Annotated in this window: 18 protein-coding genes and 1 pseudogene; 9 read left to right on the top strand and 10 right to left on the bottom strand. The window is 70.8% G+C overall.

Features of this window, described 5'->3' with window-relative positions:
- Positions 1 to 35 precede the first annotated feature (35 nt).
- Entirely contained in the window at positions 36 to 1289 is a 1254-nt protein-coding gene (locus tag BJ965_RS00725) for an SLC13 family permease (RefSeq protein WP_221513027.1), read from the bottom strand.
- A gap of 103 nt (positions 1290 to 1392) precedes the next feature.
- Complete coding sequence (locus BJ965_RS00720) at positions 1393 to 2514, bottom strand: PrpF domain-containing protein (RefSeq protein WP_184906849.1); 1122 nt, start codon at positions 2512 to 2514, stop codon at positions 1393 to 1395.
- Between the two features lie 168 nt (positions 2515 to 2682).
- On the opposite strand from BJ965_RS00720, the gene BJ965_RS00715 reads away from it, so the two are divergent.
- The 3 genes from BJ965_RS00715 (at position 2683) to BJ965_RS00705 (ending at position 5279) form a co-directional block, all read left to right on the top strand.
- A complete protein-coding gene (locus tag BJ965_RS00715) occupies positions 2683 to 3636 on the top strand; it encodes a LysR family transcriptional regulator (protein ID WP_184906848.1) in 954 nt (317 codons plus the stop codon).
- A 122-nt stretch (positions 3637 to 3758) separates the two neighbouring features.
- Positions 3759 to 4001: a DUF5302 domain-containing protein gene (locus tag BJ965_RS00710; RefSeq protein ID WP_184906847.1), complete on the top strand. Its 243-nt coding sequence runs from the start codon at positions 3759 to 3761 to the stop codon at positions 3999 to 4001.
- Positions 4002 to 4262: 261 nt separating this feature from the next.
- The gene (locus BJ965_RS00705; RefSeq protein WP_221513026.1) at positions 4263 to 5279 is read left to right on the top strand and encodes a hypothetical protein; all 1017 of its coding nucleotides are present in this window, start codon (positions 4263 to 4265) and stop codon (positions 5277 to 5279) included.
- 65 nt (positions 5280 to 5344) lie between these two features.
- Here BJ965_RS00705 and BJ965_RS00700 read toward each other — a convergent pair whose 3' ends face one another.
- From BJ965_RS00700 to BJ965_RS00680, 5 genes are all read right to left on the bottom strand, one after another.
- A complete protein-coding gene (locus BJ965_RS00700; RefSeq protein WP_184906846.1) occupies positions 5345 to 5875 on the bottom strand; it encodes a hypothetical protein in 531 nt (176 codons plus the stop codon).
- A 122-nt stretch (positions 5876 to 5997) separates the two neighbouring features.
- Complete coding sequence (locus BJ965_RS00695) at positions 5998 to 7755, bottom strand: lysyl oxidase family protein (protein ID WP_184906845.1); 1758 nt, start codon at positions 7753 to 7755, stop codon at positions 5998 to 6000.
- Positions 7756 to 8106: 351 nt separating this feature from the next.
- Positions 8107 to 8256 (bottom strand): hypothetical protein, encoded by a 150-nt coding sequence (locus BJ965_RS00690; RefSeq protein ID WP_184906844.1) that lies wholly within the window; start codon positions 8254 to 8256, stop codon positions 8107 to 8109.
- 254 nt (positions 8257 to 8510) lie between these two features.
- A complete protein-coding gene (locus tag BJ965_RS00685; protein WP_184906843.1) occupies positions 8511 to 10823 on the bottom strand; it encodes an FdhF/YdeP family oxidoreductase in 2313 nt (770 codons plus the stop codon).
- Between the two features lie 36 nt (positions 10824 to 10859).
- Complete coding sequence (locus BJ965_RS00680) at positions 10860 to 11474, bottom strand: SRPBCC family protein (RefSeq protein ID WP_184906842.1); 615 nt, start codon at positions 11472 to 11474, stop codon at positions 10860 to 10862.
- Positions 11475 to 11700: 226 nt separating this feature from the next.
- On the opposite strand from BJ965_RS00680, the gene BJ965_RS00675 reads away from it, so the two are divergent.
- The 4 genes from BJ965_RS00675 (at position 11701) to yidD (ending at position 14381) form a co-directional block, all read left to right on the top strand.
- Positions 11701 to 11868 (top strand): hypothetical protein, encoded by a 168-nt coding sequence (locus tag BJ965_RS00675; protein WP_184906841.1) that lies wholly within the window; start codon positions 11701 to 11703, stop codon positions 11866 to 11868.
- Between the two features lie 107 nt (positions 11869 to 11975).
- A complete protein-coding gene (locus tag BJ965_RS00670; RefSeq protein WP_184906840.1) occupies positions 11976 to 13739 on the top strand; it encodes a hydroxysqualene dehydroxylase in 1764 nt (587 codons plus the stop codon).
- Positions 13740 to 13760: 21 nt separating this feature from the next.
- Positions 13761 to 13901: a hypothetical protein gene (locus BJ965_RS00665; RefSeq protein WP_184906839.1), complete on the top strand. Its 141-nt coding sequence runs from the start codon at positions 13761 to 13763 to the stop codon at positions 13899 to 13901.
- Between the two features lie 39 nt (positions 13902 to 13940).
- Entirely contained in the window at positions 13941 to 14381 is a 441-nt protein-coding gene (yidD, locus tag BJ965_RS40045) for a membrane protein insertion efficiency factor YidD (RefSeq protein WP_313666671.1), read from the top strand.
- Positions 14382 to 14440: 59 nt separating this feature from the next.
- Here the strand turns inward: yidD and BJ965_RS00655 are convergent, their stop codons facing one another.
- The gene (locus BJ965_RS00655) at positions 14441 to 15628 is read right to left on the bottom strand and encodes an ABC transporter substrate-binding protein (RefSeq protein WP_184906838.1); all 1188 of its coding nucleotides are present in this window, start codon (positions 15626 to 15628) and stop codon (positions 14441 to 14443) included.
- Between the two features lie 397 nt (positions 15629 to 16025).
- Here BJ965_RS00655 and BJ965_RS00650 point away from each other — a divergent pair, with 397 nt between their 5' ends.
- Both BJ965_RS00650 and BJ965_RS00645 read left to right on the top strand, forming a co-directional pair.
- The gene (locus tag BJ965_RS00650) at positions 16026 to 18302 is read left to right on the top strand and encodes a catalase (RefSeq protein WP_184906837.1); all 2277 of its coding nucleotides are present in this window, start codon (positions 16026 to 16028) and stop codon (positions 18300 to 18302) included.
- Positions 18303 to 18623: 321 nt separating this feature from the next.
- Positions 18624 to 18797: pseudogene (locus tag BJ965_RS00645) on the top strand (SRPBCC family protein); the annotation flags it as partial.
- Positions 18798 to 18844: 47 nt separating this feature from the next.
- On the opposite strand, the gene BJ965_RS00640 reads toward BJ965_RS00645, so the two are convergent.
- Both BJ965_RS00640 and BJ965_RS38895 read right to left on the bottom strand, forming a co-directional pair.
- A complete protein-coding gene (locus BJ965_RS00640; protein WP_184906836.1) occupies positions 18845 to 19951 on the bottom strand; it encodes an NAD(P)/FAD-dependent oxidoreductase in 1107 nt (368 codons plus the stop codon).
- Positions 19948 to 22947 (bottom strand): LodA/GoxA family CTQ-dependent oxidase, encoded by a 3000-nt coding sequence (locus BJ965_RS38895; RefSeq protein ID WP_246545800.1) that lies wholly within the window; start codon positions 22945 to 22947, stop codon positions 19948 to 19950. The genes BJ965_RS00640 and BJ965_RS38895 overlap by 4 nt, the downstream gene beginning before the upstream one ends.
- Positions 22948 to 23142: the final 195 nt, after the last annotated feature.

The following is a 23142-nucleotide window of genomic DNA, read 5'->3' as shown; positions in this document are numbered from 1 at the left end:
CGCCGGCCCGGCCTCCAGAATCAGCCGCTGTGCGGCTACGACCAGGGCAGGATCAGGGCGCCCCAGGCGACGATGGGCCCGAGGGCGACGATTCCGCCGGTGTAGCCGATGACCTGGCGGTAAAAGCGGCGGGGGTCCACGCCGCGGGCGTTGCTGAGAACGAGGGCGCCGTTGGTGGAGAAGGGCGAGGTGTCGACGATCGTCGTGGAGACGGCGAGCGCGGCGATCAGTCCGGCGGCGCTCAGATGGCTGGAGAGCAGCAGCGGTACGGCGATGGGGATGATCGCGGTGAGGATCGCGGTGGAGGAGGCGAAGGCGGAGGTGAGGGCCACCGTGAAGCACAACAGCAGGGCGACGGCGACCGGGGCGCCCAGCCCCGCCGCGTGCTCGGAGATGTTCTCGATGATGCCGGCCTTCTCCAGCATGGCGATGTAGGTCATCATGCCCGCGACCAGCAACAGGGTGGACCAGCTGACGCCGTCCACGGCCTTCTCCTGGCGCCTCATGTCCACCAGCGCCAGCAGGGCACCGGCCGCCAGAGCCAGGAAGCCGATCTCCAGATGGAAGCCGAGCGCGCCGACCACGAGCGCCACCAGGCAGGCGAGGGTGAGCCACTGGCGCCAGTCGGGCCCGTCGGACACGGCGAGATCCTCGTCCTCGGCCGCCTCCTCGGACCCCTCGGCCAGCGGCGCGGGGCGCTTGGCGAGCAGCGCGTAGGTGAGTGCCGAGAGCACCAGGTTGATCAGGAAGCTGGCGCTGAACAGCGTCACCGCCGAGACCTGCAGTTCGGTCTTGTCGACCAGGCCCAGCACCAGAGCACCGGACACGGCGAGCGGGGAGAACGCGCCCGCGTGCCCGCCGCTGATCACCATCATGCCCACGACCAGTGGGTTGAGCTTGTAGCGGTAGGCGAAGTTCATGCCGATCGGCGCGAGGATCGCGACCGCGGCGGGAGTGAACGTGCCGAACGCCGTCAGCAGGGCGGCCACCAGGAACAGCACCCAGGGGATGAGCGCGACCTTGCCGCGCACCAGCCGTACCCCGGCCGCGACGAGCCAGTCGATGGTGCCGTTGCGGCGGGCGACGGAGAACAGGTAGGTGACCCCGACGATGGTGACGAAGAGCTTCGCGGGGAACCCCTCGAAGATCTCGTCCTCGGTGAGGCCGAGCGAGGCGGTGCCGATGGCGAAGGTGGCGACGAACGCGAGGATGCCCAGGTTGATCGGCAGCACCGTGCCGACCACGAACATCACCAGCAGCGCGCCTATGGAGATCACTTCAGCAGACATCTTTGTCCTTGGTGCGAGGGGGAGGGGCGCGCCTCGAGGGCGCGAGGGTATCCCGGTGCGGGCGGCTGGGGGACCGGCCGACCGAGGTGATGTCCGTCCCGGTTCAGGCAGCCTGCGTGCGGCCTGAATCCGGGACGTAGATACGGGCGTCGGCGAGCAGCCGTGCCGCGCGCTGCACGGTGACCCGCCGCGGCAGGCCGTCCCGTACGTCCGTGCAGCGGACCGCGACGATGCCGGCGGGGGTGCCGAGACGCAGCCATTCCTCGGTCGGGCCGCCCGCGGTCCGGCAGACCACGGAGCCCTCGACGAGTCCCGCCGCCGCGACGGCGACGGCGGAGGTCAGACCGATCGCGGGGTGCGGGGCGTTCATGCTGAGCATGCGCACCGAGATGTCGTAGTCATCGGCCGCGATCTGCTCCCCGAGGGTGGTGGTGTACGGCACCGGCGGGCCCACCAGGCCCACCTTGGGCACCGCGTCGCCCGGTTCGTCGCCCGGCTCGAGCAGCCCCATCACAGGTCCGGCGGCATGACGCACGGTGCGCAACCAGGGCACGTCCGCGCCCATCTGCTCCAGTGCCTCGGCGCCGGTGCGTCCGGCGGCGAGGGCGTCGACGAGGACGACCGGTGCTCCCGCGTCCACCATGCTCACCCGTACCGGCTCGGCGGCAGCGACCGGCAGATCCTGCGCGGCCTGCCCGGTGGGGAGCAGTAAACCCGTGGTGCCGCCGGCCGGATCGCGGAAGGTGAGGCCGACGGCGACCCCGCCGGCGCGGGTGCCGGGTACGGTCTGGCGGCCGAAGTGGTGCACGACGCCACCGGTGGTGTCCACGAGCCCTTCGAGGACCGCGCCGGTGTTGGAATTGCGCATCACCACACGAGTCCGGTCACCGGTGATCGCCACCATGCCCTTGGCGACCGCGTACAGCGCGACCCCCGTGGCGCAGTTGCCGCAGTTGCTCGTCCACTCGACCGAGCCCGTGCCGATGCCTACCTGGGCGAAGAGATAGTCCACGTCCACGCCGGGTTCGGGGGAGGCGCTGACAACCGCCGCTTTCGAGGTGGTGGGGGTCGCCCCGCCCACGCCGTCCAGTTCCACGGGATCGGTGGCGCCGTACGCGGAGACCAGCAGTTTCTCCAGCTCGCCACGGCCGGCGGGGACGTCGACCTGGTTGAACAGCCAGCACTTGCTGGTGCCGCCACGCACCAGGGTCGCGGGAGTGTGCACGTCTGAGCTCTTCCTTGATCAACGAGGGGAAGGGGAGGGCCGAGGCGGTGGTTGCCGTCGCATGCGCCCGGCGAACCGCTCGGCGATTGCGGAGACCTTCGCAGAGGCGTGCCTTCGGAACAATCGCAGTTTGCTTCACCAGGGTTTAGCTCAGCTAAAGTCACAGGCATGCTGAACGTCCGCCGTCTTCTGCTGCTCACCGAGGCCACCGAACGCGGGTCGCTCACCGCCGCGGCCGAGGCGCTGGGCATGACCACCTCCGCCGCCTCACAACAGATGTCGCTGCTGGAGCAGGAGGCCGGGCAGCCCCTGATCGAGCGTCTGCCGCGCGGTATCCGTCCCACCCCGGCGGGCGCCGCGCTGGCCGGACGCGGACAGGCGATCCGTCGCGAACTGCGGGCCGCGCAGGCCGACCTGGATTCCTTCACGGCCCTCGATCAGGGCACGTTGCGGCTGGGTTCGTTCCCCACGGCGAGCGCGTCCCTGCTGCCGCTCGCGCTCACCCGTTTCCGGCGCCGCCACACAGGCATCCGCATCGAGGTGCGTGCCGGGGTCCTCGCGGAACTCCGGGAGATGCTGCACACCGGGGAGGTGGAGCAGGGGCTTCTCTGGGACTACGAGTGGAACCGTCTCGACGATCCGGCGCTCTCCCTCACACACCTCCTGGACGACCCCACGGTGCTGGTGGTCCCCGCCGACTCACCCCTGCGCACCCATCCCTCCGTGCGACTCGGTGACCTCGCCGACCAGGAGTGGATCATTCGCGCGGACAACCACCCCGTCGCCGACGTCCTTCGTCGCAGCTGCCGCCAGGCGGGATTCGAGCCGCGGATCGCCTACTCCTCGCACGACTACCAGGAGGCGCAGGCCATGGTCGCCGCTGGTCTCGGTATCGCCCTCGCCCCCCGTCTGGCCCTCACCAGCCGGCGCAGCGACGTACGCCTCCTGCCCTTCGCGTCCGACGTCCCGGCCCCCACCCGCCGCATCCTCCTCGCCCGTGCCACAGCCCGCCCCGCCACCCCACCCGCCCAGGCGATGGATCGCGTTCTGCGCTCGGTGGCACAGCGGTTCACCGCACCCGGCCTGCACCGGGCCCAGCTCGGGGCGGTTCGCCGCGGCTGAGGCTGCGTACCGCTGAACCCCGGCTGTGAGCCGGAGCGACGGGGCCATACCGGTCGGCGGTGCCGCACGCGGCGCTCGGCATGACAAGCTGTGCTCTCCAACGCCGAGCCCAGGAGGTCACCATGGCCGAAGAGTCTCCGTCACCAGAAGGTTCGGAGCCGGCTGACGCCGAGAGCCGTGCCCTCACGCCCGACGCTGACGGCCAATACGATTTGAAGCGCAAGTTCCGCGAGGCCCTGGCCCGCAAGCGCGGTATGCAGGCGGACGCCGCCGACCTCGCCGCGAACCCTCACGCGTCGAAGATCCGCGGCGCGCACGGTCCGGCCGCCAACCAGCGGTCGTTCCGGCGCAAGAGCGGCGGCTGAGCCGAAAACGGCGGCTGAGCGCAGGCACGGCTGCTCGACGAGACTCGGCAGGACACGGCCCGCCAACCACCTCGACGAGGTGGGCCGTGCCCTGCCGGGTGACGGGGGAGGGCCTGCCGGGGCGGTACGTCCGCCGCCGGACACACCTGGACCCCTTGGGACGTTGCGACCCGCTCGGAGTGTGACGCCTCGGGAGAACCACGCCGGGTCCGGCCCGCGTCCCTGACGGAACGGACCGGACGTAGAGAAGGCGCGCCCTCCATGCCCACACAGATCGACCGCGCGGTGCCACCCACGGGCGGGAGCCCCGAACGCGGGGTCGCCGCCACCACCTTCGCCGTCCTGCGACGACACCGTGGCACCGTGGCGGGTGCGACAGCGCGCGTCGTCAGCCTGTGCGGACTGGTCGCGCTGCTGATGACGGCCACGATGTTCGCGCTCGCCTGGCCGGTCTTCACCCACATGCGGAACCAACGCATCTGGTACCGCCACGCCGAGGACCCCTACCTTCACGACCACACCGACCTGGCGCTGGTCGCCCTCGGCACGCTCCCGCTCTTCCTGCTCCTGCTGGGCACAGGCAGCGCGGCCCTGCAAAGCGTGTGCTCCCGGGCGGTCGCAGCAGGAACTCACGGGCACTCGCGGGGGGACGAGTCACACGTCGCGGATGCCGTGCGACTCCGACGGGTGCTCGCCGTGTACGCGCTGCGCGGCCTGATCGTATGGCCCCTGCCGGTGCTCGCCACGGTCGTGGCGGACCGCCTCACCGGCTACCAGCTCGACACCCCCGAGCCCTTGGACCGCGGATCGTGGCCCCACGCACTCGTCGAGGCTTCTCCTGCGGCTGCCGTGTCGATCGCCGTGCTGCTGCGCCTGGCCCTCTCCCTGGCCCCCGCGGCGGCAGCGGCCGGACTCGGACCGCGCGCGGCCCTGCGCCGCTCGTGGTCACTGACCTGGACGGGCTCGGGATTCGCCCGCCTCCTCGCCCTCGCGCTGCCGCTGGCCGCGCTCACCGCCGGGACGGTACGGCTGGCGACGGAGCTCTGTCTGCCGCTGCGCCCCGTGGTTCGAGCCCTTCTCGAACACGCAACGGGCAACTTCTTCGCCGCGTACTACGCCGGCATCCTCGCACCCGTCCTCGTCGGCCTCCTGGTCGCCGCGGCAGTGACCCTCCCTCTCACGTTCACCGCCTTCGCGGCCCTCCACGAGCACCTGCGGTCGGCCCGTACACGTCCCAGGTGCGCTGAGAACGCGCCAGGAGTCCGTGGCGGTCCGTGAGTTGCGGAGGACCGCACCCTGCTTGGCCGGAGTGCGGTCCTCGAAGGGCGGGGGCAGGTGGCCCGTCAGCTTCCGGACGGGGCGCCGGAGGTGCGGGAACCGGAGCCGCCGGGCTTCGGCGGGACCCAGGTGGGTTCGGCCGCCGCCTCGGACGGGTCGGGTTCGGCGAGGGTGAGCCCCCAGGAGCCGTCCTCGCCGATGCGGGCCTCGATGTCCTTGATCTGACCGCTCCCGGCGAAGTACAGGACCACGACCTGACGGACGGAACCCTCGTCGTAGAAGTCGGCAGTCACGTTCTCCTTGGCGGCGGCGCCGAAAGCCTTGACCCAGTTGCGGGCCGTGACATCGGCCTGCGTGTCGTCGACGGCGAGCGCCGCCAGCCCGTCGGTGTCACCGTCGGCGAGCCGCCACACGGCCTTCTGCACCGTCTCGAGACTTCCGGCGGAGGGGAAGCCGACGACCCGCAGGGGCCGGTGATCGCTGTAGTCGGTCTGATACGTCAGGGACCTGTCGTCCGACGCGCAGCCCGTCAGAAGTCCGCCCGCGACGACGACGCCGGACAGTGCGAAGCGGGTGAGCCGTGTCGTGTGTGCCATCGTCAGTACCTTGCCTCAGGGCGGAGGATGGTGAGCCGCTCGGTGTAGTCGGGTTGCCGCGGAACACGTCGCGTCCCCGCCCTGCTCTCGGGCGGGGACGCCCTCTCAGCCGCGCGGCAGGGTCAGTTGGCGTTCACCAGGTCGTGCGCCGGCACGGTGACCGTCCGCTTGCCCGGCTCGCCGCCGAGCACGATCTTCCGCAGGGCGCTGTTGTTGCCGAGGTTGGTTTCCTTCAGCCGCTTCTCGGGGTTGGCCAGCACCTGGATGTAGTAGGTGCCGTTGGGCACACCGGTGATGTCGAACGACTGGCCCGGCAGGTCCTGGGTGTACGTGTCACCGGATCCGACGTCCAGCACCTCGCGGACGGAGATCGAGTTCTCCTCGCCGCAGGCGGTGGCCAGGTCCGTGTTGTACGGGTGCCAGTTGGCGTTCTTCACCGTGTAGTCGATCGCGTCGGTGTTGGCCAGGCAGAACGCTTCCTTGCCGCTGCGCACTGCCTCCTTCTTGTCGGCCTTCAGCAGCCGGTAGCTGGCGAAGTCGGTGAAGTGCCAGTGCACATGCCCCGGGCGCGGGTCCCACTCCATGGTGCCGGTGGGGGTGTAGCCGACCTGCTTGCCCTTGGCGTCGTAGAAGTACTGGAAGGCGTCCATCTTGGCCTTGCCGGGCTTGCGGAACCCGTCCACCACGAGCTGCGCCGGGCCGGCGTTCCAGACGTTGGCGCTGAACGCCAGGTAGTCCTTGCCCGGGACGTCCTCGTCGCCGTCGCTGATCGTGATGCCGTAGGCCGGCAGCGAGCGCAGGTCCGGCTTGGGGACGTCCGGGACGGAGGGCTTGCCGGCGGGCCGCTTCGACAGCGGCTTGAGAGCGGGCGCCTGACGCGAACCGTCGGTCTGGCCGCCGATGTCCCCGGCCTGCGGAGACTGTGCGGACATCTGCTTCTTCTTCAGCGCCCACGGCAGGGCCGGCGGCGCGGCCTTCAGCGGACCGTGGCCGACGTTGTACGAGGGACCCGCACCGCTCGTCACCGGCGCGGCGGCCTCGGCGGGACTCGGGGCATGCCCCGGCCCGTGACCGGCGTGCGCGGTCGGCGCCTGGTGACCGGCACCGTGCCCGGCGTGCTCTCCGGACTTGGCGGAGCGGGGCGCCGCCCCGGTGGAGCTCTCCTCGTCCTCCTCGCTTCGTTCCACCACGGTCACCTTGACCGTGGCCGTTTTGCCGGTGATGCCGAACAGGTCGCGGTACTTCTTGGTGACACCGACCTTGGCCGTGTACGTACCGGCCGGCAGCTGGACCGGCTCGCCGTAGGAGCCCGCGTAGGTGTTGGACGCCCAGCCCTTCTCGACGCCCCACACGGAGCCGAGGGTGAAGGGGTTGGTGGGACAGCTCTCCGGATACTTGGAGGTGGAGGGCGCGTCGGGTCGCACTCGGCCGCTGGCGTTGTTCGGGCAGAAGCTCTCGCTGCGGGTGAGGACCTTCTTGCCGGCCTTGTCTGTCAGGGTGATCTCTGCGAAGCCGGGCAGCCCGGAGAAGTCCTTCACGGTGCCCTTGGGCAGCTTCTTCGCCTTGGCCTTGCCGCCTTCGTACACGGTCTGGGTGACAGTCACCGGGTCCTTGTAGGACTTCCGGGTCACCTTCAGCTCGAGGGGCGCTTTCTCGGCGACGAGGTAGGTGCCGAGGTCCAAGTACACACCCGGATCCTCCTTCCAGGAGGTGAGCGTCACCGAAGTGGTCGCCGCGACGAGGCTCAGCTCGGGACCCTTTGCGGCCTTCGCAGGCTCCTGAGCTGCGGCCACGATGCCGGCCGTGACGGCCGTCACGGCGATGGCCGTGGTGCCGGCGAGCAGCGTACGCCGTAGCCGAGCAGTGCGTCTTCTGGTCATGGTTCCCTCGTCCTCCGGTGCTGTGAGAAGGAAGCAGGCGGCACGGTACGTCCACGAGGTCCGGGCCGGGGCCGTCATGTGAGAGGCGTTGTGTTCCGCCCGCGCTGTGAGAGGACCGGGACGGTTGCGCGGTTGTCCGGAAGACGGAAAGGGGGTGGAGTGTTGGCCGAATGCCGTCATAGTGACGAGATCCGGCCGTCGGCGCGGGCATGCCCTTCACCTTGCAATTCGAGTCGAAGAGGCCCTGGCGGATGCTCAGTTCGGCAACGACGCGGTCTCGGCCCGATGAATCTGCAGTGCACGGTGTCACGTACGAGCGTGTGTCCATGCGCTTCGAGCGGAGTACGCGTGTCACGCGATCGCCGGAGAACCATCCTCGTGGTAGCCGTGATCTTCCTGTGCTCGGCGCATCCGCTCGCAGGTGCGGCCCAACTGCTCCTGGCAGCCGTTGCGCTGCTCTTCACGATCGTCGCTTGGCACGACCAGTACGAGCGTGCCCACCCGTCTCCGTCAGCGAGTGGGGTCGGGATGCCGCATGCTCCTTCGCACCCAAGGACGGGCGGATCGCGGCCGGTTCACGCCTGCGCCGGCTGTTGCGCCTGTGTGGCCTCGTGCTCCGACGGCCGATGCGTCGGGGCTGCCCAGGGCGTGTCGCATCCGTCCCCGGGGCCGGGCCCTTGAGGTGGGACAGGAACACTGGGCGGATCCCGTCGCAGCCGTTGCCGTCGCGGGCCCGGTCGGGATCGTGCCGTAGGTCAGGCGGGTGTGGGACGTGTCCGGGCGGGGGTGGGTTCGAGGCGGATGATGATGCCCTTCGACGTGGGCTGGTTGCTGATGTCGGCGACGCTGTCCAGCGGTACCAGGACGTTCGTCTCGGGGTAGTAGGCGGCGGCCGAGCCCTTGGCGGCCGGATAGGGCACGACCTGGAAGTTCTCGGCCCGGCGCTCGGTGCCGTCCGCCCAGACGCTCACCAGGTCGACGTGATCGCCCTGGGCGAGGCCGAGCTCGGTCAGGTCGGCCGGATTGACGAGCACGACGTGCCGGCTGCCGTGGATGCCCCGGTAGCGGTCGTTGTCGCTGTAGGGAACGGTGTTCCACTGGTCGTGCGAGCGCAGCGTCTGCAGGAGCAGGTGACCCTCGGGTGCCCGGGGGACCACGCGCTCGTTGCAGGTGAACAGGGCCTTGCCGACCTTGGTGTTGAAGACGCCCTCGTTGACCGGGTTGGGCAGTTGGAAGCCACCGGGGCGGGTGACCCGTGCGTTGAAGTCGTGGAAGCCCGGCACGATGCGGGAGATGCGGTCGCGGATGGTGTCGTAGTCACCCTCGAACTCGTCCCAGGGGATGTCCGTCTTGCCGTCCAGGGTGTGGCGGGCGAGCCGGCACAGGATGGCGACTTCGCTGAGCAGCAGCGTGGAGGCCGGCTCCAGGCGGCCCTGGGAGGTGTGCACCTCGCTCATGGAGTTCTCGACGGTGACGAACTGCTCGCCACCGGCCTGCACGTCACGCTCGGTGCGTCCCAGGGTCGGCAGGATCAGCGCGGTGTCGCCGCAGACGGTGTGCGAGCGGTTGAGCTTGGTGGAGATGTGGGCGGTCAGCCTGCACGAGCGCATCGCCTTCTCGGTGACCTCGCTGTCGGGAGCGGCCCGGACGAAGTTGCCGGCCAGGGCGAGGAAGACCTTGACGCGGCCCTCCCGCATCGCCTTGATCGAGTCCACCGAGTCCAGACCGTGCGGGCGCGGCGGGTCGAAGCCGAACTCTTTCTGCAGGGCGTCGAGGAAGGTGTCCGGCATCTGCTCCCAGATGCCCATGGTGCGGTCGCCCTGGACGTTGCTGTGGCCGCGCACCGGACAGGCGCCGGTGCCGGCTCGCCCCAGATTGCCGCGCAGCATCAGGAAGTTGACGATCTCCCGGACGGTGGGCACGCCGTGCTTGTGCTGGGTGATGCCCATCGCCCAGCAGACGATGACACGTTCGCTCTTCAGTACCTCGTCGCGGACCTTCTCGATCTCCTGGCGGGTCAGTCCGGTCGCGGCGCGCACGTCGTCCCAGTCGACGGTGCGGGCGTGCTCGGCGAACTCCTCGAAGCCGGAGGTGTGGGCGTTGATGAAGTCATGGTCCAGGACGGTGCCGGGCCGGACGTCCTCGGCCTCCAGCAGCAGACGGTTGAGGGCCTGGAACAGGGCGAGATCACCGCCGGGCTTGATGTGCAGGAAGCGGTCGGCGATCTGGGTGCCGCGCCCGACGATCCCGCTCGGCTTCTGCGGGTTCTTGAAGCGCCGCAGCCCGGCCTCCGGCAGCGGGTTGACCGCCACGATCCGTCCGCCGTTGCGCTTGGCCTCCTCCAGGGCGGAGAGCTGGCGAGGGTGGTTGCTGCCCGGATTCTGCCCCACCAGGAAGATCAGGTCGGCGTGGTGGAGGTCGTCGAGGGTGACGGTGCCCTTGCCGGTGCCCAGGGTCTCGCTCAGGGCGAAGCCGCTGGACTCGTGGCACATATTGCTGCAGTCGGGCAGATTGTTGGTGCCGAAGGCCCGTGCGAAGAGCTGCAGGACGAAGGCGGCTTCGTTGCCGGCACGGCCCGAGGTGTAGAAGACGGCCTCGTCGGGGGAGTCCAGCGTCTTCAGTTCCCGCGCGAGGACGCCCAGGGCGTCGTTCCAGCCGATGGGCTCGTAGTGCTCGGAGCCGGGCCGCTTGATCATCGGCTCGGTGAGCCGGCCCTGCTGGTTGAGCCACCTGTCGGAGCGGGCGGCGAGGTCACGGACGCTGTGCTCTTGGAAGAAGTCGGCGGTGATCCGGCGCGTGGTGGCCTCGTCGTTGATGTGCTTGGCGCCGTTCTCGCAGTACTCGTTGCGATGGCGCCGGCCGGGGGCCGGGTCCGCCCACGCGCAGCCGGGGCAGTCGATCCCGCCCACCTGGTTCATGGTCAGCAGGTCCACCCCGGTCCTGCGCGGGGAGGTCTGCTCCAGGGAGTACTCCAGCGCGTGCACGACCGCGGGGACTCCGGCCGCCCACTTCTTCGGCGGCGTCACGGAGAGGGTGGTCTCCGGCTCCTCGCCGGGCGGGTTCTGCATCGGTTCGCCTTTCTCTTGCCGTGAACGGCGCGCCGGTCAGCCGACAGGCCACTGGGCCACGCGGCTCCTGGGCGGTTCCGGGTGATCGTGCTGCACGCGACCGTTGCGGATGATGCCGCGCCAGGCCCCGCCCTCCCGCCCGAGCCCTTCGATGAACTCCTTGAAGTTCACGAGTTCGCCGCGCACCAGGCGGGCGGTCAGCCGGGCGGCCCTGGACGAGCGGGTGAGGATCCTCGCGGCTCCCTGCGGTTCCAGGAGCATCCGGACAGTGATCGCGGTGCCGCCGGACTCCGTCGGCCTGAACTCGACCTCGCCCTGATGGGAGGGGTTCTGCGCCAGAGCGCGCCAGGCCAGGTAGGCGTCGGGGTCCTGCTCCACGATCTCGACCGCGAAACGGTGACGCAGGGGTCCGTAGCCGATGGTCCAGGCCGTCACGGTGGGCCTGATCTGTTCGACGCCGCGCACCACGGCAGAGAAGCGCGGGAAGGTCTTGAACTGCGTCCACTGGTTGTACGCCGTCCGAACCGGCACCGCGACCTCGACCGTCTCCTCGACATGCCGCTCCCGCAGTGGACGGCGGCGCGTGACGCCGTCGCCGAGGGCCCCCGGCGTGTTCGGCACGGCCTGCTGGGCGTCGTCCTCGTGCGCCATCGTGGTCTCTCCTCGGTGAGAGAGCAGGGCGACCGGGCACCCGGCCTCCCCTCGTGCGTCAGGGCTTCTGTTCCGGTTCCCAGATCGTGCACTTCGATTCACCCCGGTGTGTCCGAGTCTCGCGTGCTTCGGGCCGAACGGCGCATCGTCGGCGCTGAACGAGTGGCGTGGGCCGTAGGGCCGGACGCAGCAGTCCACGCGCCGGCCGGAGACTCTCGGGGCCCTCGTGAGGAACACCGGCACGCCGCGTCGCAGGAACCTGCTGGTGCTGGTGCTGGTGGTGCTGCTGCTGGTGGTGGTCATGCCGGTGCCGGGCGGAAAGCGGAACGGCGCCGGTCTGCCGGCCACCCGACGGCCAAGCACGGCCGCCCCGAAGGGCAGGGATGCGCCGTGACTCGCCAAGTGCCGTGCGATCAAGCCAAGTTACGCCGGCAGCCTTCCGGGATCGTTGCCTCGCCCATATCCTCGTGCGGCCGATGTTACCGACGGTAAGGGATGGCGATGAGTGGCACCACGCGCAGAGGGTTCCTGGGCACTGCCGCTGTCGCCGGCGGCGGAGCAGTCCTCGGAATCCCGGAACGGGCTTCGGCCGAGAACGGCTCCACATCACAGACCGTGGCGGTCCTGGGTGGCGGAGTCGCCGGGCTCACGGCCGCCCATGAGCTGGCCGAGCGCGGCTTCCGGGTCACGGTCTACGAACGCAAGGCACTGGGCGGCAAGGCCCGCAGCATGGACGTACCGGACAGCGGCACAGGCGGCCGACGCCCCCTGCCGGGTGAGCACGGCTTCCGCTTCATCCCCGGCATCTACCACAACCTGCCCGACACGATGCGGCGCATCCCGTTCCCCGGCAACCCGGGCGGCGTACACGACAACCTCGTCGCCCCGAAGGAGATGCTGTTCGCCAGGTCGGGTGGCCGCGAGGACATCCGGATCCCGCTGCCCTGGCCCGACAACCCCCCGGCCGAACTCACCCCCGACGAGATCCGTCGCGCCTTCACCGCGGTTCTGGACACGGCCTTCCACCTCCCCCTCCACGAGGCCCTCTACTTCGCCAACCGCATCCTGGTCTTCCTCACCAGCTGCGACCAGCGCCGCGACACCGTATGGGAGCGGACACCCTGGTGGGACTTCGTGCGGGCCGGACGGATGTCCTACGACTACCAGCGGGTCCTCGCCGTCGGCATCACCCGCAACATCGTCGCCACCAAAGCGGAGGAGGCCAGCACCCGCACGGTCGGCACCCTGCTGGAGGCCTTCGCCTTCAACCTCCTCGGGCGGGGCGCGGACGGACCACTGGACCGGATCCTCAACGCGCCCACCAACGAGGCATGGATCGACCCCTGGGTGACCTACCTGAAGTCACTCGGGGTCGAGTTCCGCGTCGGCTGGACCGTACGGGACCTGACTCTGGGCGCGGGTGCCATCGCCGGAGCCGTCGTGGAGGACCCCTCAGGCGCGCGCCGGACCGTCACCGCCGACCACTACATCTCCGCGATGCCCGTCGAGCACGCCCGCCGCACATGGAACTCCGCCGTCCGCGCAGCCGACCCCCAGCTGGCCGAGTGCGACCGGCTGGAGACGGACTGGATGACGGGCATTCAGTTCTACCTGACCGAACGCACGCCGATCCTGCACGGCCACCTCGACCTCATCGACTCCCCGTGGTCACTCACAGCGATCGCCCAGGCCCAGCACTGGCCCGGCCGCGACTTTCCGGCCGACTACGGCGACGGCACGGTCGTGGACTGCCTGTCCGTGGACGTCTCCGAGTGGGATCGCCCGGGCATCCTGTACGGCAAGACGGCCAAGCAATGCACCCGTACCGAAGTCGCACGCGAAGTGTGGGCACAGCTGAAGGCATCGCTCAACGACAGCGGCCGCACGGTTCTGAAGGACTCCGTGCTGCACTCGTGGTTTCTCGACCCCGCCGTCGACGGCCTTGGCACGCCGCATCCCGTCAACGACGAACAACTGCTCATTCACCCGGTGGGCACCTTCCACCACCGCCCGCGCTCGGCCACGAAGATCCCCAACCTCTTCCTGGCCGGCGACTACGTGGCCGTGCCCATCGACCTCGCCACCATGGAGGGCGCCAACTCCTCGGCCCGGCAGGCCGTCAACGCCCTGCTGGACCGATCCGGATCCACCGCACGACGCTGCGCCGTGACCCCCCTGTACAGAGCCCCCGAACTGGAGCCCCTCAGACGCCACGACCGCACCCGCTACCTCCTCGGACTGCCGAATGCCTTCGACATCGGCTGAGAGCCGCTGCTCGAAGGTGTCATGGCCGTACCGCGCCGGCCGGACGCCGTGGCCGCGGGGGCCGCGGTGAACGTGCAGGACACGCCGTCCGCGCCGGGCGTCGAGGAGTACGTGGCCGCACACGGAAGGGCCCGCGCGTCGCGTCCTCGCGGCTTCGTATGATCGTTCCTCGTTGCTTGGTGCGAAGAAGCGGGGTGGGCAGTGGCGCGGAGGGACAAGCACGGCCGGAGGAAGAACGAGGACGGCGAGTCGGACGAAGGCTGCTGCGCGGCCACGCTCGACACGCTGGCGCACCCGTGCTGCTGCGGCGGCGTGTGGTCACAGGCAGCGACCCTCTGGCTCACACTGCTGCGCCCCTCGCTCACCACCGGTCACGGCGCGGACCCGGCCGCGCCCCCACCGCGCGGCCGAGTGGCCGCCGCGATGTACCGGTCCGTGCGGCACTACCGCGTCGCGGTCAGCCCGACCCGGCCGCCGTGCTGCCCGTACAGCCCGAGCTGCTCCACATACGCCGTACGGGCACTCCACCGGCACGGTGCCCTCCGCGGCGGACGGCTGATCCTGGCGCGCCTGCTGCGCTGCCGTCCCGGCGCGGCCCGCCGCCGCGGCTACCGGGACCCGGTACCGCCGCCCCGCCACTGACGGACCCCCGTCCGGGTCCGGCGACCACCACAACCTCTCCCGGCCCGTCGCCGTCGCCCTCACAACCCCGCGATCTGATTCCACCGCCTGCCGAACTCCACCCGCTCGTCCGAGTCGATGTCCCGTGCGATGGCGAGCCGGCCGCGCATCTCCCCGTCAGGGAAGATCAACGGGTTCTCGGCGAGGGCGGCGCTCTCCTCGTCCCTGGCGGAGGCCAGGACGTCCCGGGCAGCCGGGACCGGGCAGACGTAGTTGACCCAGGCGGCCAGCTCGGCGGCGACCTCGGGATCGTAGTAGTAGTCGATGAGCCGCTCCGCATTCGCCTTGTGGCGGGCGAGATCGGGAATCATCAGCGACTCGGCCCACAGCTCGGCGCCTTCCTCGGGGACGACGAACTCGATGTCCGGGTCGTCCGCCTGGAGCTGGATCACATCTCCCGAGTACGCCTGACAGGCCAGGACGTCACCGCTGGACAGGTCCTTGATGTAGTCATTGCCGGTGAAGCGCCGGATCTGTCCCCCCTTCACCTGCTTCTCCACCTGGTCACAGACGGTGTGGAAGTCGTCGGCCGTCCACCGGGTGATGTCGACGCCGTTGCCCTGCATCAGCAGTGCGAACGCCTCGTCCAGACCGGACAGCAGTGTGACCCTGCCCTTCAGGTCGCTCGCCCACAGATCCGAGACCTGCCGTATCTCCCGGCCGGTCCTGCGCCGGTTGTACGCGATTCCGGTGATGCCGGACTGCCACGGCACGGTGCACTTGCGGCCGGGATCGAACGAGGGCGACCGTAACTGCGGGTCGAGGTACCGGGTCACGTTCGGCTGCCGGGCCCGGTCCATCTCCTGTACCCAGCCGAGCCGCACGAACCGCGCGCTCATCCAGTCGCTGACGACGATCAGATCGCGGCCCGTGGACTGACGGTTCATCAACGCCGGGCTGATCTTGCCGAAGAACTCGTCGTTGTCGTTGATCTCCTCGACGTACTCGACCGAGATCCCCGTGCGCTTCTCGAACGCCTCCAGGGTGGGCCGCCGTGAGGGGTGCTCGTCATCGGTGTCGATGTACAGCGGCCAGTTCGCCCAGTTCAGCCGCTGCTCGGCGGAGGACAGATCGGCGGCGGCGCGGTCGCCGGGCCGTACATACGCGGCCGGGACACCACACCCAACGAGTCCGCCGAGCACCGCGCCGGCGCCCAGCGCGCGCAACAGGGTACGGCGGGGGAGCGGAGGGATCGTCTTCAGGGGCATGGGGGCAGGATGCCGCGTCCGTTCACGACCGGACAATTGACATGGCGTCGAGAAGCAGGGCGCGGGTACCGGACAGCTTGTCGGTCACGGGGCCCAACTGCCGCGTCGTATCGCCGACATCACCTGGACCTCATGACCGCGCTCGCCGGAGCCTTCCCGACCCGGCTCGTCCTCTACGGCAACCTCCGGCACAGGCGCCCGCACGCTGCCCTCACCCCCCTGGCATGCGCCGCGTGCGAAGGGTGAGGCCCCGTGGAACGGTGGCGGTAACCGTGCCCTACAAGCCCGACCGGTGATTAGTACGGAACAGCCGGGTACCCGGCGCCGCATCTCACGGCACCCCCATGGCACATGGCCGCGTCGGCCATGACCGGTCACACGCGGAGGAACGATAGCGATGAGCCACCCCAATCCCCTCAAGCGGGCGGCGGACAAGGTCACCGAAGCCGTCCAGGGCGCCGGCGCGGGACCGGAGGAGGGTGTTCCGGGCAAGCCGGCTCCGGAATCCCCTGGGGTCGCGGAGCCGACGGAATCGCGCGAGCCTCTGCCGCCGAAGCCCGACCAGAGCGGCCCGGACACCATGTCACCCACGGGTCAGGCGACCGGCGCGGCGCAGGCTCGCATGGCTCCGTCGGGCGCCTGTCTCACCGATGCGCAGGGCACCCGGCTGTACGACACCGACCACTCGCTCAAGGCCGGCCCGCGCGGACCGGTGCTGCTGCAGGACCACCACCTGCGCGAGAAGGTCATGCACTTCGACCACGAGCGCATCCCGGAGCGGGTCGTGCACGCCCGCGGCGCGGCGGCGCACGGCGTCTTCAAGAGCTACGGCACCGCGGCCGCCGTGTCGAAGGCGGCGTTCCTGGCGGCCGGCGCGGAGACCCCGGTGTTCGTGCGCTTCTCCACGGTGCTGGGCTCCCGGGGTTCCTCCGACACGGTGCGGGACACCCGCGGGTTCGCGACCAAGTTCTACACCGAAGAGGGCGTCTTCGACCTGGTCGGCAACAACATGCCGGTCTTCTTCATCCAGGACGCCATCAAGTTCCCGGACATCATCCACGCCGGCAAGCCGCACCCGGACCGGGAGATCCCGCAGGCCCAGAGCGCCCACGACACCTTCTGGGACTTCGTCACACTGCACACCGAGGCCGCCCACCACACCTTGTGGAACATGTCCGACCGGGGCATCCCGCGCTCGTACCGGATGATGGAGGGCTTCGGCGTCCACACCTTCCGCCTGGTGGCCGCCGACGGCTCCACCACGCTGGTGAAGTTCCACTGGAAGCCGAAGCTCGGTGTGCACTCCCTGGTGTGGGAGGAGGCGCAGATCGCGGGAGGCGTCGACCCGGACTTCCACCGCCGCGACCTCGCCGACGCCATCGAAGCGGGCGCCTACCCGGAGTGGGAGCTGGGCATCCAGACCTTCCCCGACACCCCCGAGCAGACCTTCGAGGGCATCGACCTGCTCGACGCGACCAACCTCGTCCCGGAGGAACTCGCCCCCGTCCAGCCGATCGGGCTGCTGACGCTCAACCGCAACCCGTCGAACTACTTCGCCGAGACCGAGCAGGTGGCCTTCCACGTCGGTCACCTCGTGCCCGGCATCGACATCACCGACGACCCGCTGCTGGCAGGACGGCTGTTCTCCTACCTGGACACCCAGATCACCCGGCTGGCCGGCCCGAACTTCTCGCAGATCCCCATCAACCGGCCGCACTCGCCGGTCAACGACATGCTGCGGGACGGCTTCCACCAGGACGCCGTACACCGGGGCGTCGCACCGTACCGGCCCAACTCCCTCGACGGCGGCTGCCCGTTCCTGGCCGGGGCGGACACCGGGGCGTACATCGAGACGCCGGTTCGGGTGCCGGAGGCGACGAAGGTCCGTGAGGCTCCCGAGTCGTTCTCCGACCATTTCAGCCAGCCGCGCCGGTTCTGGCTGAGCATGAGCGCGGTGGAGCGGGAACACATCATCGCCGCCTACACCTTCGAGCTCGGCAAGTGCTACGAACAGGCCATCAAGGAGCGGGCCCTGCAGGTGCTGGCCAACATCGACGCCGAGCTGTGCGCGCGCGTCGCCGAGGGCCTTGGGCTGCCGGCACCCGACCCGACCGTGCCGCTCGCCGAGGTCGCACCGAGCCCGGCGCTGTCACAGGTCGGGGGGTCCTGGCCCACCGACGGCCGCCTCGTCGGCATCGTCACCGGTCCGGACGGAGACCTGGACGGCGTGCGCGCGGTGCGCGAGGCAGTGCTCGGTGCGGGCATGGTGCCGCTGGTCATCGCCCCCACGGGCGGCAAACTCGGCGACGGCGACGACGCGGTCACCGTCCAGCGGACGTTCGTGACCGCCCGGTCCATCGAGTTCGACGCACTGCTGGTGGCCGGGGCACCCGCCGCCGGCGGCGACGCCTATGGTTCCCGCGACGCCAAGGCACGGCCCGCCGGTGCGCCCGGGACGGTCGATCCGAGGGTGAGCCTCCTGCTGACGGAGGCGTTCCGCCACGGCAAGTCGATCGGTGCCTGGGCGGGCGGCGACGCGGCGCTGGGATCGGTCGGGATCCCTGTCGACGCGCCGGGCGTCGTGGTCGGACAGAACGGCACCTCCGTGCTGGAGCAGTTGCAGGAGCTGATGTCCAAGCACCGCGCGTGGGAGCGGTTCATCACGACCGCCTGAGTCGGCAACGAGCCGTCCGCACCGGCGGCCCGGGCTGCTGCACCACGACGGGCGGGCAGCAGCCCGTCCACAGCCCCCACCGGGAACGAACAGCAAGGAGAACTCGTCCGAGATCACCGCGCGGCGCACGTTCCTCTCCCCGGCGACGGCACGACGCGGTCGGCGTGACCCGCCCACGTGGTTCGCACCGAACGGCCTGCTTGTCGCCTCGCGGGATGCCCGGCGCTCCCGTAGGGTCTCGATGCCGTTGCAGCAGGACGCACTGACGGCCTTCACGACCGCGCGGGCGAGGCCCCGAACGCCGTGGGAGCGGTCTTCCGTAACCTGGAACCGCTGGCCGGCGGCAGGACGCGGGTCCGTCTCCACAACGTCTTGGAAGGCCATGGGCTCGGCAAGCTGCTGTTCGGCCTGGCGCTCACCGCTGCCCGCAGGGACGCACTCGCCTTCGGTGCCCGGATCAAGGCAGCGGCCGAGGCGGCGATCCCGTCCGGCTGATCGCAGAACCGGCCTCCTGTTCCCCTCGAGTCGTGTGGCGCACCGCGTCACTGCGCGTGCTGCCGGCGTTCCCAGAACGTATGGGCCGGCCAACGCCGTTCCTGGCCGTAGGTCTCGGCGTGATGCCGCTCGTAGGCGCCCGTGATCCGCTCCAGGAACAGGGAGTAGTCCGCGAGGGCGGCCTGCCGGCCGGACAGGCACCGGTCGACGGTCAGGCCGGCGCGGGCTCCGGTGTGGAGGGCGTTGAGAATGCCCTGGGAGGAGAGCGGGTCGAAGGCGAGGGCGGCGTCTCCGGCGGCGATCCATCCGGGGCCCGCCGCCGGGCACAGGCGCAGCCCGTGCGCCGAGGTCCAGCGTGGCGCCGGGGCGTCGGCGGGGTCGTAGCCGGCGAGGCGGGTGCGGACGTGGCGGGTGTTCCCGATCGCGTCGAGGAATCCCTCGGCGGTGCGCAGTGCGGAGTCGGTCAGGTCGCTGTCCGTGAGGTGCGCGACCACTCGTCCGGCCGGAACCCTGGCCGAGTACCACCAGCCTCGGGGGACCGCCTCGACGAGCGTACGGAGCTCGGTGTCCTCGGTGCGATGACCGGGGAGCCGACGTGTGAACAGGGCGTACACGGCGACGAGCCGGTCCTGTCTGTGGCGCCGGCCCTGCCGGCGGCCGATCACGGCGCGGCGGCCGGTGGCGTCCACGAGCCAGTCGCAGCGCTCCTCTCCGCGCCGGCCGTCCGCGCGGATCAGTACGCGCCGGTCGCCCGCGTGCGTGGAATGCGGTACGGCTTCGGCCCGGCGCACCTCGGCACCTGCCGCTTCGGCGGCCCTGCGCAGCAACGCGTCGAACCGGGTGCGGTCGAGGTGCCAGCCGTGTCCCTGCGGGTCGTGGAGGTGGCTGCGGCCGTGGAGCGCCTCCGATCCCCAGGAGGCGTAGGTGCCCACGCACCTCAGATGAGGGGCCGCGACGAATTCGGGCCACAGGCCCAGATCGTGCAGCAGCGGCCTGGCCGCGGGCGGCAGGGTCTCCCCGATCCGGAAGGGGGCGGGCCCGCAGCCGCCTGCGTTCTTGTCGACGAGCAGGACCCGCCGGCCGGCCCGCGCCAGTACCAGGGCCGCTACGGCGCCTGCCGGGCCGCCTCCGGCCACGATCACCTCGTAGGTCACCGTTCGTCCGGGAAGCGCGCGACCTTCTCGAAGTAGCCCGCCATCACCTGCTCGTGAGGCACGTCCGTCCGCGCGAGGGCCGCGGCCAGGGCGCTGCCGTTCAGGGCCGGGTCCGCAGCCTCCGGCACGTGCAGGCACCGCAGGTTCCGCAGCGCGGGCGGAGGCTCCTCGGGACGGAAGCCCACCGCGGATTCGACGAACATCGTCGCGGGCAGCTCGGGGTCGTCGGAGGCCCCGGTGCGCCGTTCCACGAGGCCCAGCTTGCCGAAGTCCTTGACCATGGCGTTCATCTGCTGGATACGGTCCGAGGGCAGCCACCTGTCCCACACGGCCCGGCGCTCGAAGGCGGCCCGGCGCTCCTCGGCGGGGCTGCCGGGGTCGACCGCCGTCTCGTAGTCCTGCTCCGTCAGGACGTGGTTGGGCACGCGCGCGGGCCAGAAGGTGGGCAGGTAGGGGTCGTAGCGCGGCCCGTACCCGAGGTAGTAGCCGGAGCGGCAGCGGGCGGTGTCGGTCTGCCAGGGCACCGCCATCCACCGCGTCAGGTGGCCCGGGCCCTGCGCGTACAGCGGGCCGTCGACGCCGAGGGCGGTCTGCGGGGTCAGCACTTGGCCGTAGTCGGTTTCGGGGGTGCCGGGATCGCGGTGCCGCACCCGGAAGGGGGCCGAGTACAGGGTGCTGTGGCGCATCGGCCAGGACATCTCGCACCCCGGGTGGAACGCGTCGGCCAGACAGAACGACAGGGCCGCGCGGTCGAGCATGCCCGGCCGGTCCGCCGGCGGCACCTCGTCGAGGCCGGCGGGCGGCACCGCCGAAGGGTCGTAGTCGGCGTCGAAGTCTCCTGCCGCCCATCGGGCCAGGGACCGGTACTGCACCGACGTCAGGGTCAGATGCTGCCGCGCGGAGACGGGCCGCACGCTCATCGAGTCGCCGTAGAGCGGTGGCCACGGCACGGGCGAGAGCCCGTCACGGTCGAGGTCCCGCATCGTGGCCCAGATCTGCTGGCGCAGCTCCGCGTTGCGCGGCCCGGCCTCGGCCAGCCGGGCGAGCCGCTCCGGCGCCAGGAAGTGTTCCCGGCCGCCGTGCCCGAACAGGGCGGCGATACCGCGGTTGACCCACTGGAGATCGCACAAGCGCCGCAGGATCGGCAGGACGTCACGGGTGAACGAGACGTTCTCCGGGGGCGGCAGAGCTCCGGAGGAGACGAATACGTCCCGCATCAGGTCGTACATGGTGCGCACGGACTTCAGCTCCGGCGCGAAGTTGGGCGGCGCCACCACGACCCAGGCCGGTTCGACCGGAACGGAGCGGCCGTCGACGCGCACGCGCGCGGTCACCGGGCCGTCGCAGACGTCGTCGTGCCAGCCGTCGTTGTTGGCGAAGTGCGTGGCCTGTGCGTGGTCCACCGAGGCCGAGACACCGTGCCCGCCGAGGAACACCAGCCGTCCGGCGTCGTCCGTGCGCACCTCACCCAGAGGAACGGGCTTCCCGAGGAAACAGCCCGTGTCGAACCGGTACTCGGGCCGGCCCGCGCGGTCCCGGCCGCGGATCGAGCGCGGACCCGGATCGATGACCAGACGGCCACGCTCCCCGGCGGGCACCTTGGCGTTACGGGGAGTGCTGTCGGGCGCGGCAGCCGCTTCGGGGATGTCCAGCGCCAGCTGGAACTGGTACCAGGCGGCCTTCTTGTTGGCCACGTGCACGGTCCACCGGATGTCCGCGTTGTCCGCGGTCAGCTCGGCGACCGGCTCCCCGGCGGCGTTGTAGCCGTACACGCGGAAGCGCGCCGCCTGCCGCTTCAGGGCGCCGGTCGCGTCCTTGTACGACCCGGCGGGCAGTGGGGGAGGATCGTCCACCTCCGGGGCGAGGAAGAACTCGTCCACGCTGTCACCGACCCGCGCCACACCGATGGCGGGATGGATCGCGGCCCGCACGATCCGGGTGTCACGCCCGTGGGGTTCGCCGGACGGCGGCCGCGCAGGGCCGGGTTCCGCCACCGGAACGCCGTTCGCGTCGCGGCGCCGTACGGCCGATGCCCTGTACACGACCTTGCGGGCCTCGGCGATGCTGCCGACAGGTCGGTGCTCGGCCAAACAGTGCCAGGGGTTGTAGGCCAGGTTCTCGCCGTAGGCGTCCTGGCCGCGCGCCCGGACGTCCTGCTGATGCAGGGTCAGTCTCGCGACCCGCACCGGGGGGCTCAGCGACTCCTCCCAGCGCACGGTGGCACGGTCGAGGGGCATCCGCTCGGGGTCCGTGCGGAACTGCACCATCAGGTCGAAGGCCGCCTCACCCGCGGCCAGCCGGTGCCGCAGGTCTCCCCGGAAGAACGAGGGGTCCTCGTCCGGGGGCGCCGCCCGCGTATCCCCGGGCGGGCAGGAGACCGGCACGAGCACGTACTTCACATGGCGGTCGGGCCCGAAGGCGTACGGCAGCACGCCCCAGTACCGGGCTGTCAGCGCGCTCTCCTCGGGCTTGCGCATGGCTTGCAGAATGCCGCGGGTCACCGGGTGGGCGTTCTGGTACGCGATCGGGTCCTGCTGGAACTCGCACATGTCGCGGGCGGTGTCGACGAAGAAGACGTCGTGGTTCTGGAACACGAGATCCTGGGTCTCCGCCCGGTCCTCGTCCTCCAGCAGCTTCGGGCCGGGAACGCCGAACAGCTTGATGCCCATACCGAGGGTCCGACGGAAGTCCGGGCGGTCCGGCAGGGTGTCGGTGGAGAACCGTACCCAGGCGGTCAGACCACCCGGCTGGTCCTGTGCGGCCCCGAGGAATCCGATGCACAGCTCCGGCGGCAGGTCAGGGGCGACCGTGAGCACCCCGCGAGCGGTGCCGTGGTACTTGACGAAGACCGGGCGCAGCACCGGGTCCTGCCCCTGGGCGATCCGCTGCCCCATGCGCTTGTCCACGAACTCGGCCAGAATGCCGGCGACCGGCTCGGCTGCGCAGTCGGGCATGTCCTGCGACGAGTCCCGCTGAGGGTCGGCTGTCCCGGTCATGGGCGCGCTCTCCTGCTGGTCGAGCTGATTCGGCGTTCCCCCTGCTCATAGGTGGAGCAAGATCGGGGAAAATATGCCTAAGTCGCCCGTTCGGCGCAGCCTACGCCCCGGGCTCGCCCGAGTCCGTCCTCCGGCCCCGTTCGACCTCCGAGGGGGCGAGACGGCGTGGCAGTGTCGCAGCACCGGCAGCACGTC

Source organism: Streptomyces luteogriseus (genome assembly GCF_014205055.1).
Lineage (GTDB): Bacteria > Actinomycetota > Actinomycetes > Streptomycetales > Streptomycetaceae > Streptomyces > Streptomyces luteogriseus.
This window is presented reverse-complemented; position numbering and strand designations above follow the sequence as displayed.

What these genes read in the sequence shown, in the direction of transcription:
- BJ965_RS00725 (WP_221513027.1), bottom strand. Translation starts at nt 1,289, where the DNA reads ATGTCTGCTGAAGTGATCTCCATAGGCGCGCTGCTGGTGATGTTCGTG.
- BJ965_RS00715 (WP_184906848.1), top strand. Translation starts at nt 2,683, where the DNA reads ATGCTGAACGTCCGCCGTCTTCTGCTGCTCACCGAGGCCACCGAACGC.
- BJ965_RS00710 (WP_184906847.1), top strand. Translation starts at nt 3,759, where the DNA reads ATGGCCGAAGAGTCTCCGTCACCAGAAGGTTCGGAGCCGGCTGACGCC.
- BJ965_RS00705 (WP_221513026.1), top strand. Translation starts at nt 4,263, where the DNA reads ATGCCCACACAGATCGACCGCGCGGTGCCACCCACGGGCGGGAGCCCC.
- BJ965_RS00700 (WP_184906846.1), bottom strand. Translation starts at nt 5,875, where the DNA reads ATGGCACACACGACACGGCTCACCCGCTTCGCACTGTCCGGCGTCGTC.
- BJ965_RS00695 (WP_184906845.1), bottom strand. Translation starts at nt 7,755, where the DNA reads ATGACCAGAAGACGCACTGCTCGGCTACGGCGTACGCTGCTCGCCGGC.
- BJ965_RS00685 (WP_184906843.1), bottom strand. Translation starts at nt 10,823, where the DNA reads ATGCAGAACCCGCCCGGCGAGGAGCCGGAGACCACCCTCTCCGTGACG.
- BJ965_RS00680 (WP_184906842.1), bottom strand. Translation starts at nt 11,474, where the DNA reads ATGGCGCACGAGGACGACGCCCAGCAGGCCGTGCCGAACACGCCGGGG.
- BJ965_RS00670 (WP_184906840.1), top strand. Translation starts at nt 11,976, where the DNA reads ATGAGTGGCACCACGCGCAGAGGGTTCCTGGGCACTGCCGCTGTCGCC.
- BJ965_RS00665 (WP_184906839.1), top strand. Translation starts at nt 13,761, where the DNA reads ATGGCCGTACCGCGCCGGCCGGACGCCGTGGCCGCGGGGGCCGCGGTG.
- BJ965_RS00655 (WP_184906838.1), bottom strand. Translation starts at nt 15,628, where the DNA reads ATGCCCCTGAAGACGATCCCTCCGCTCCCCCGCCGTACCCTGTTGCGC.
- BJ965_RS00650 (WP_184906837.1), top strand. Translation starts at nt 16,026, where the DNA reads ATGAGCCACCCCAATCCCCTCAAGCGGGCGGCGGACAAGGTCACCGAA.
- BJ965_RS38895 (WP_246545800.1), bottom strand. Translation starts at nt 22,947, where the DNA reads ATGACCGGGACAGCCGACCCTCAGCGGGACTCGTCGCAGGACATGCCC.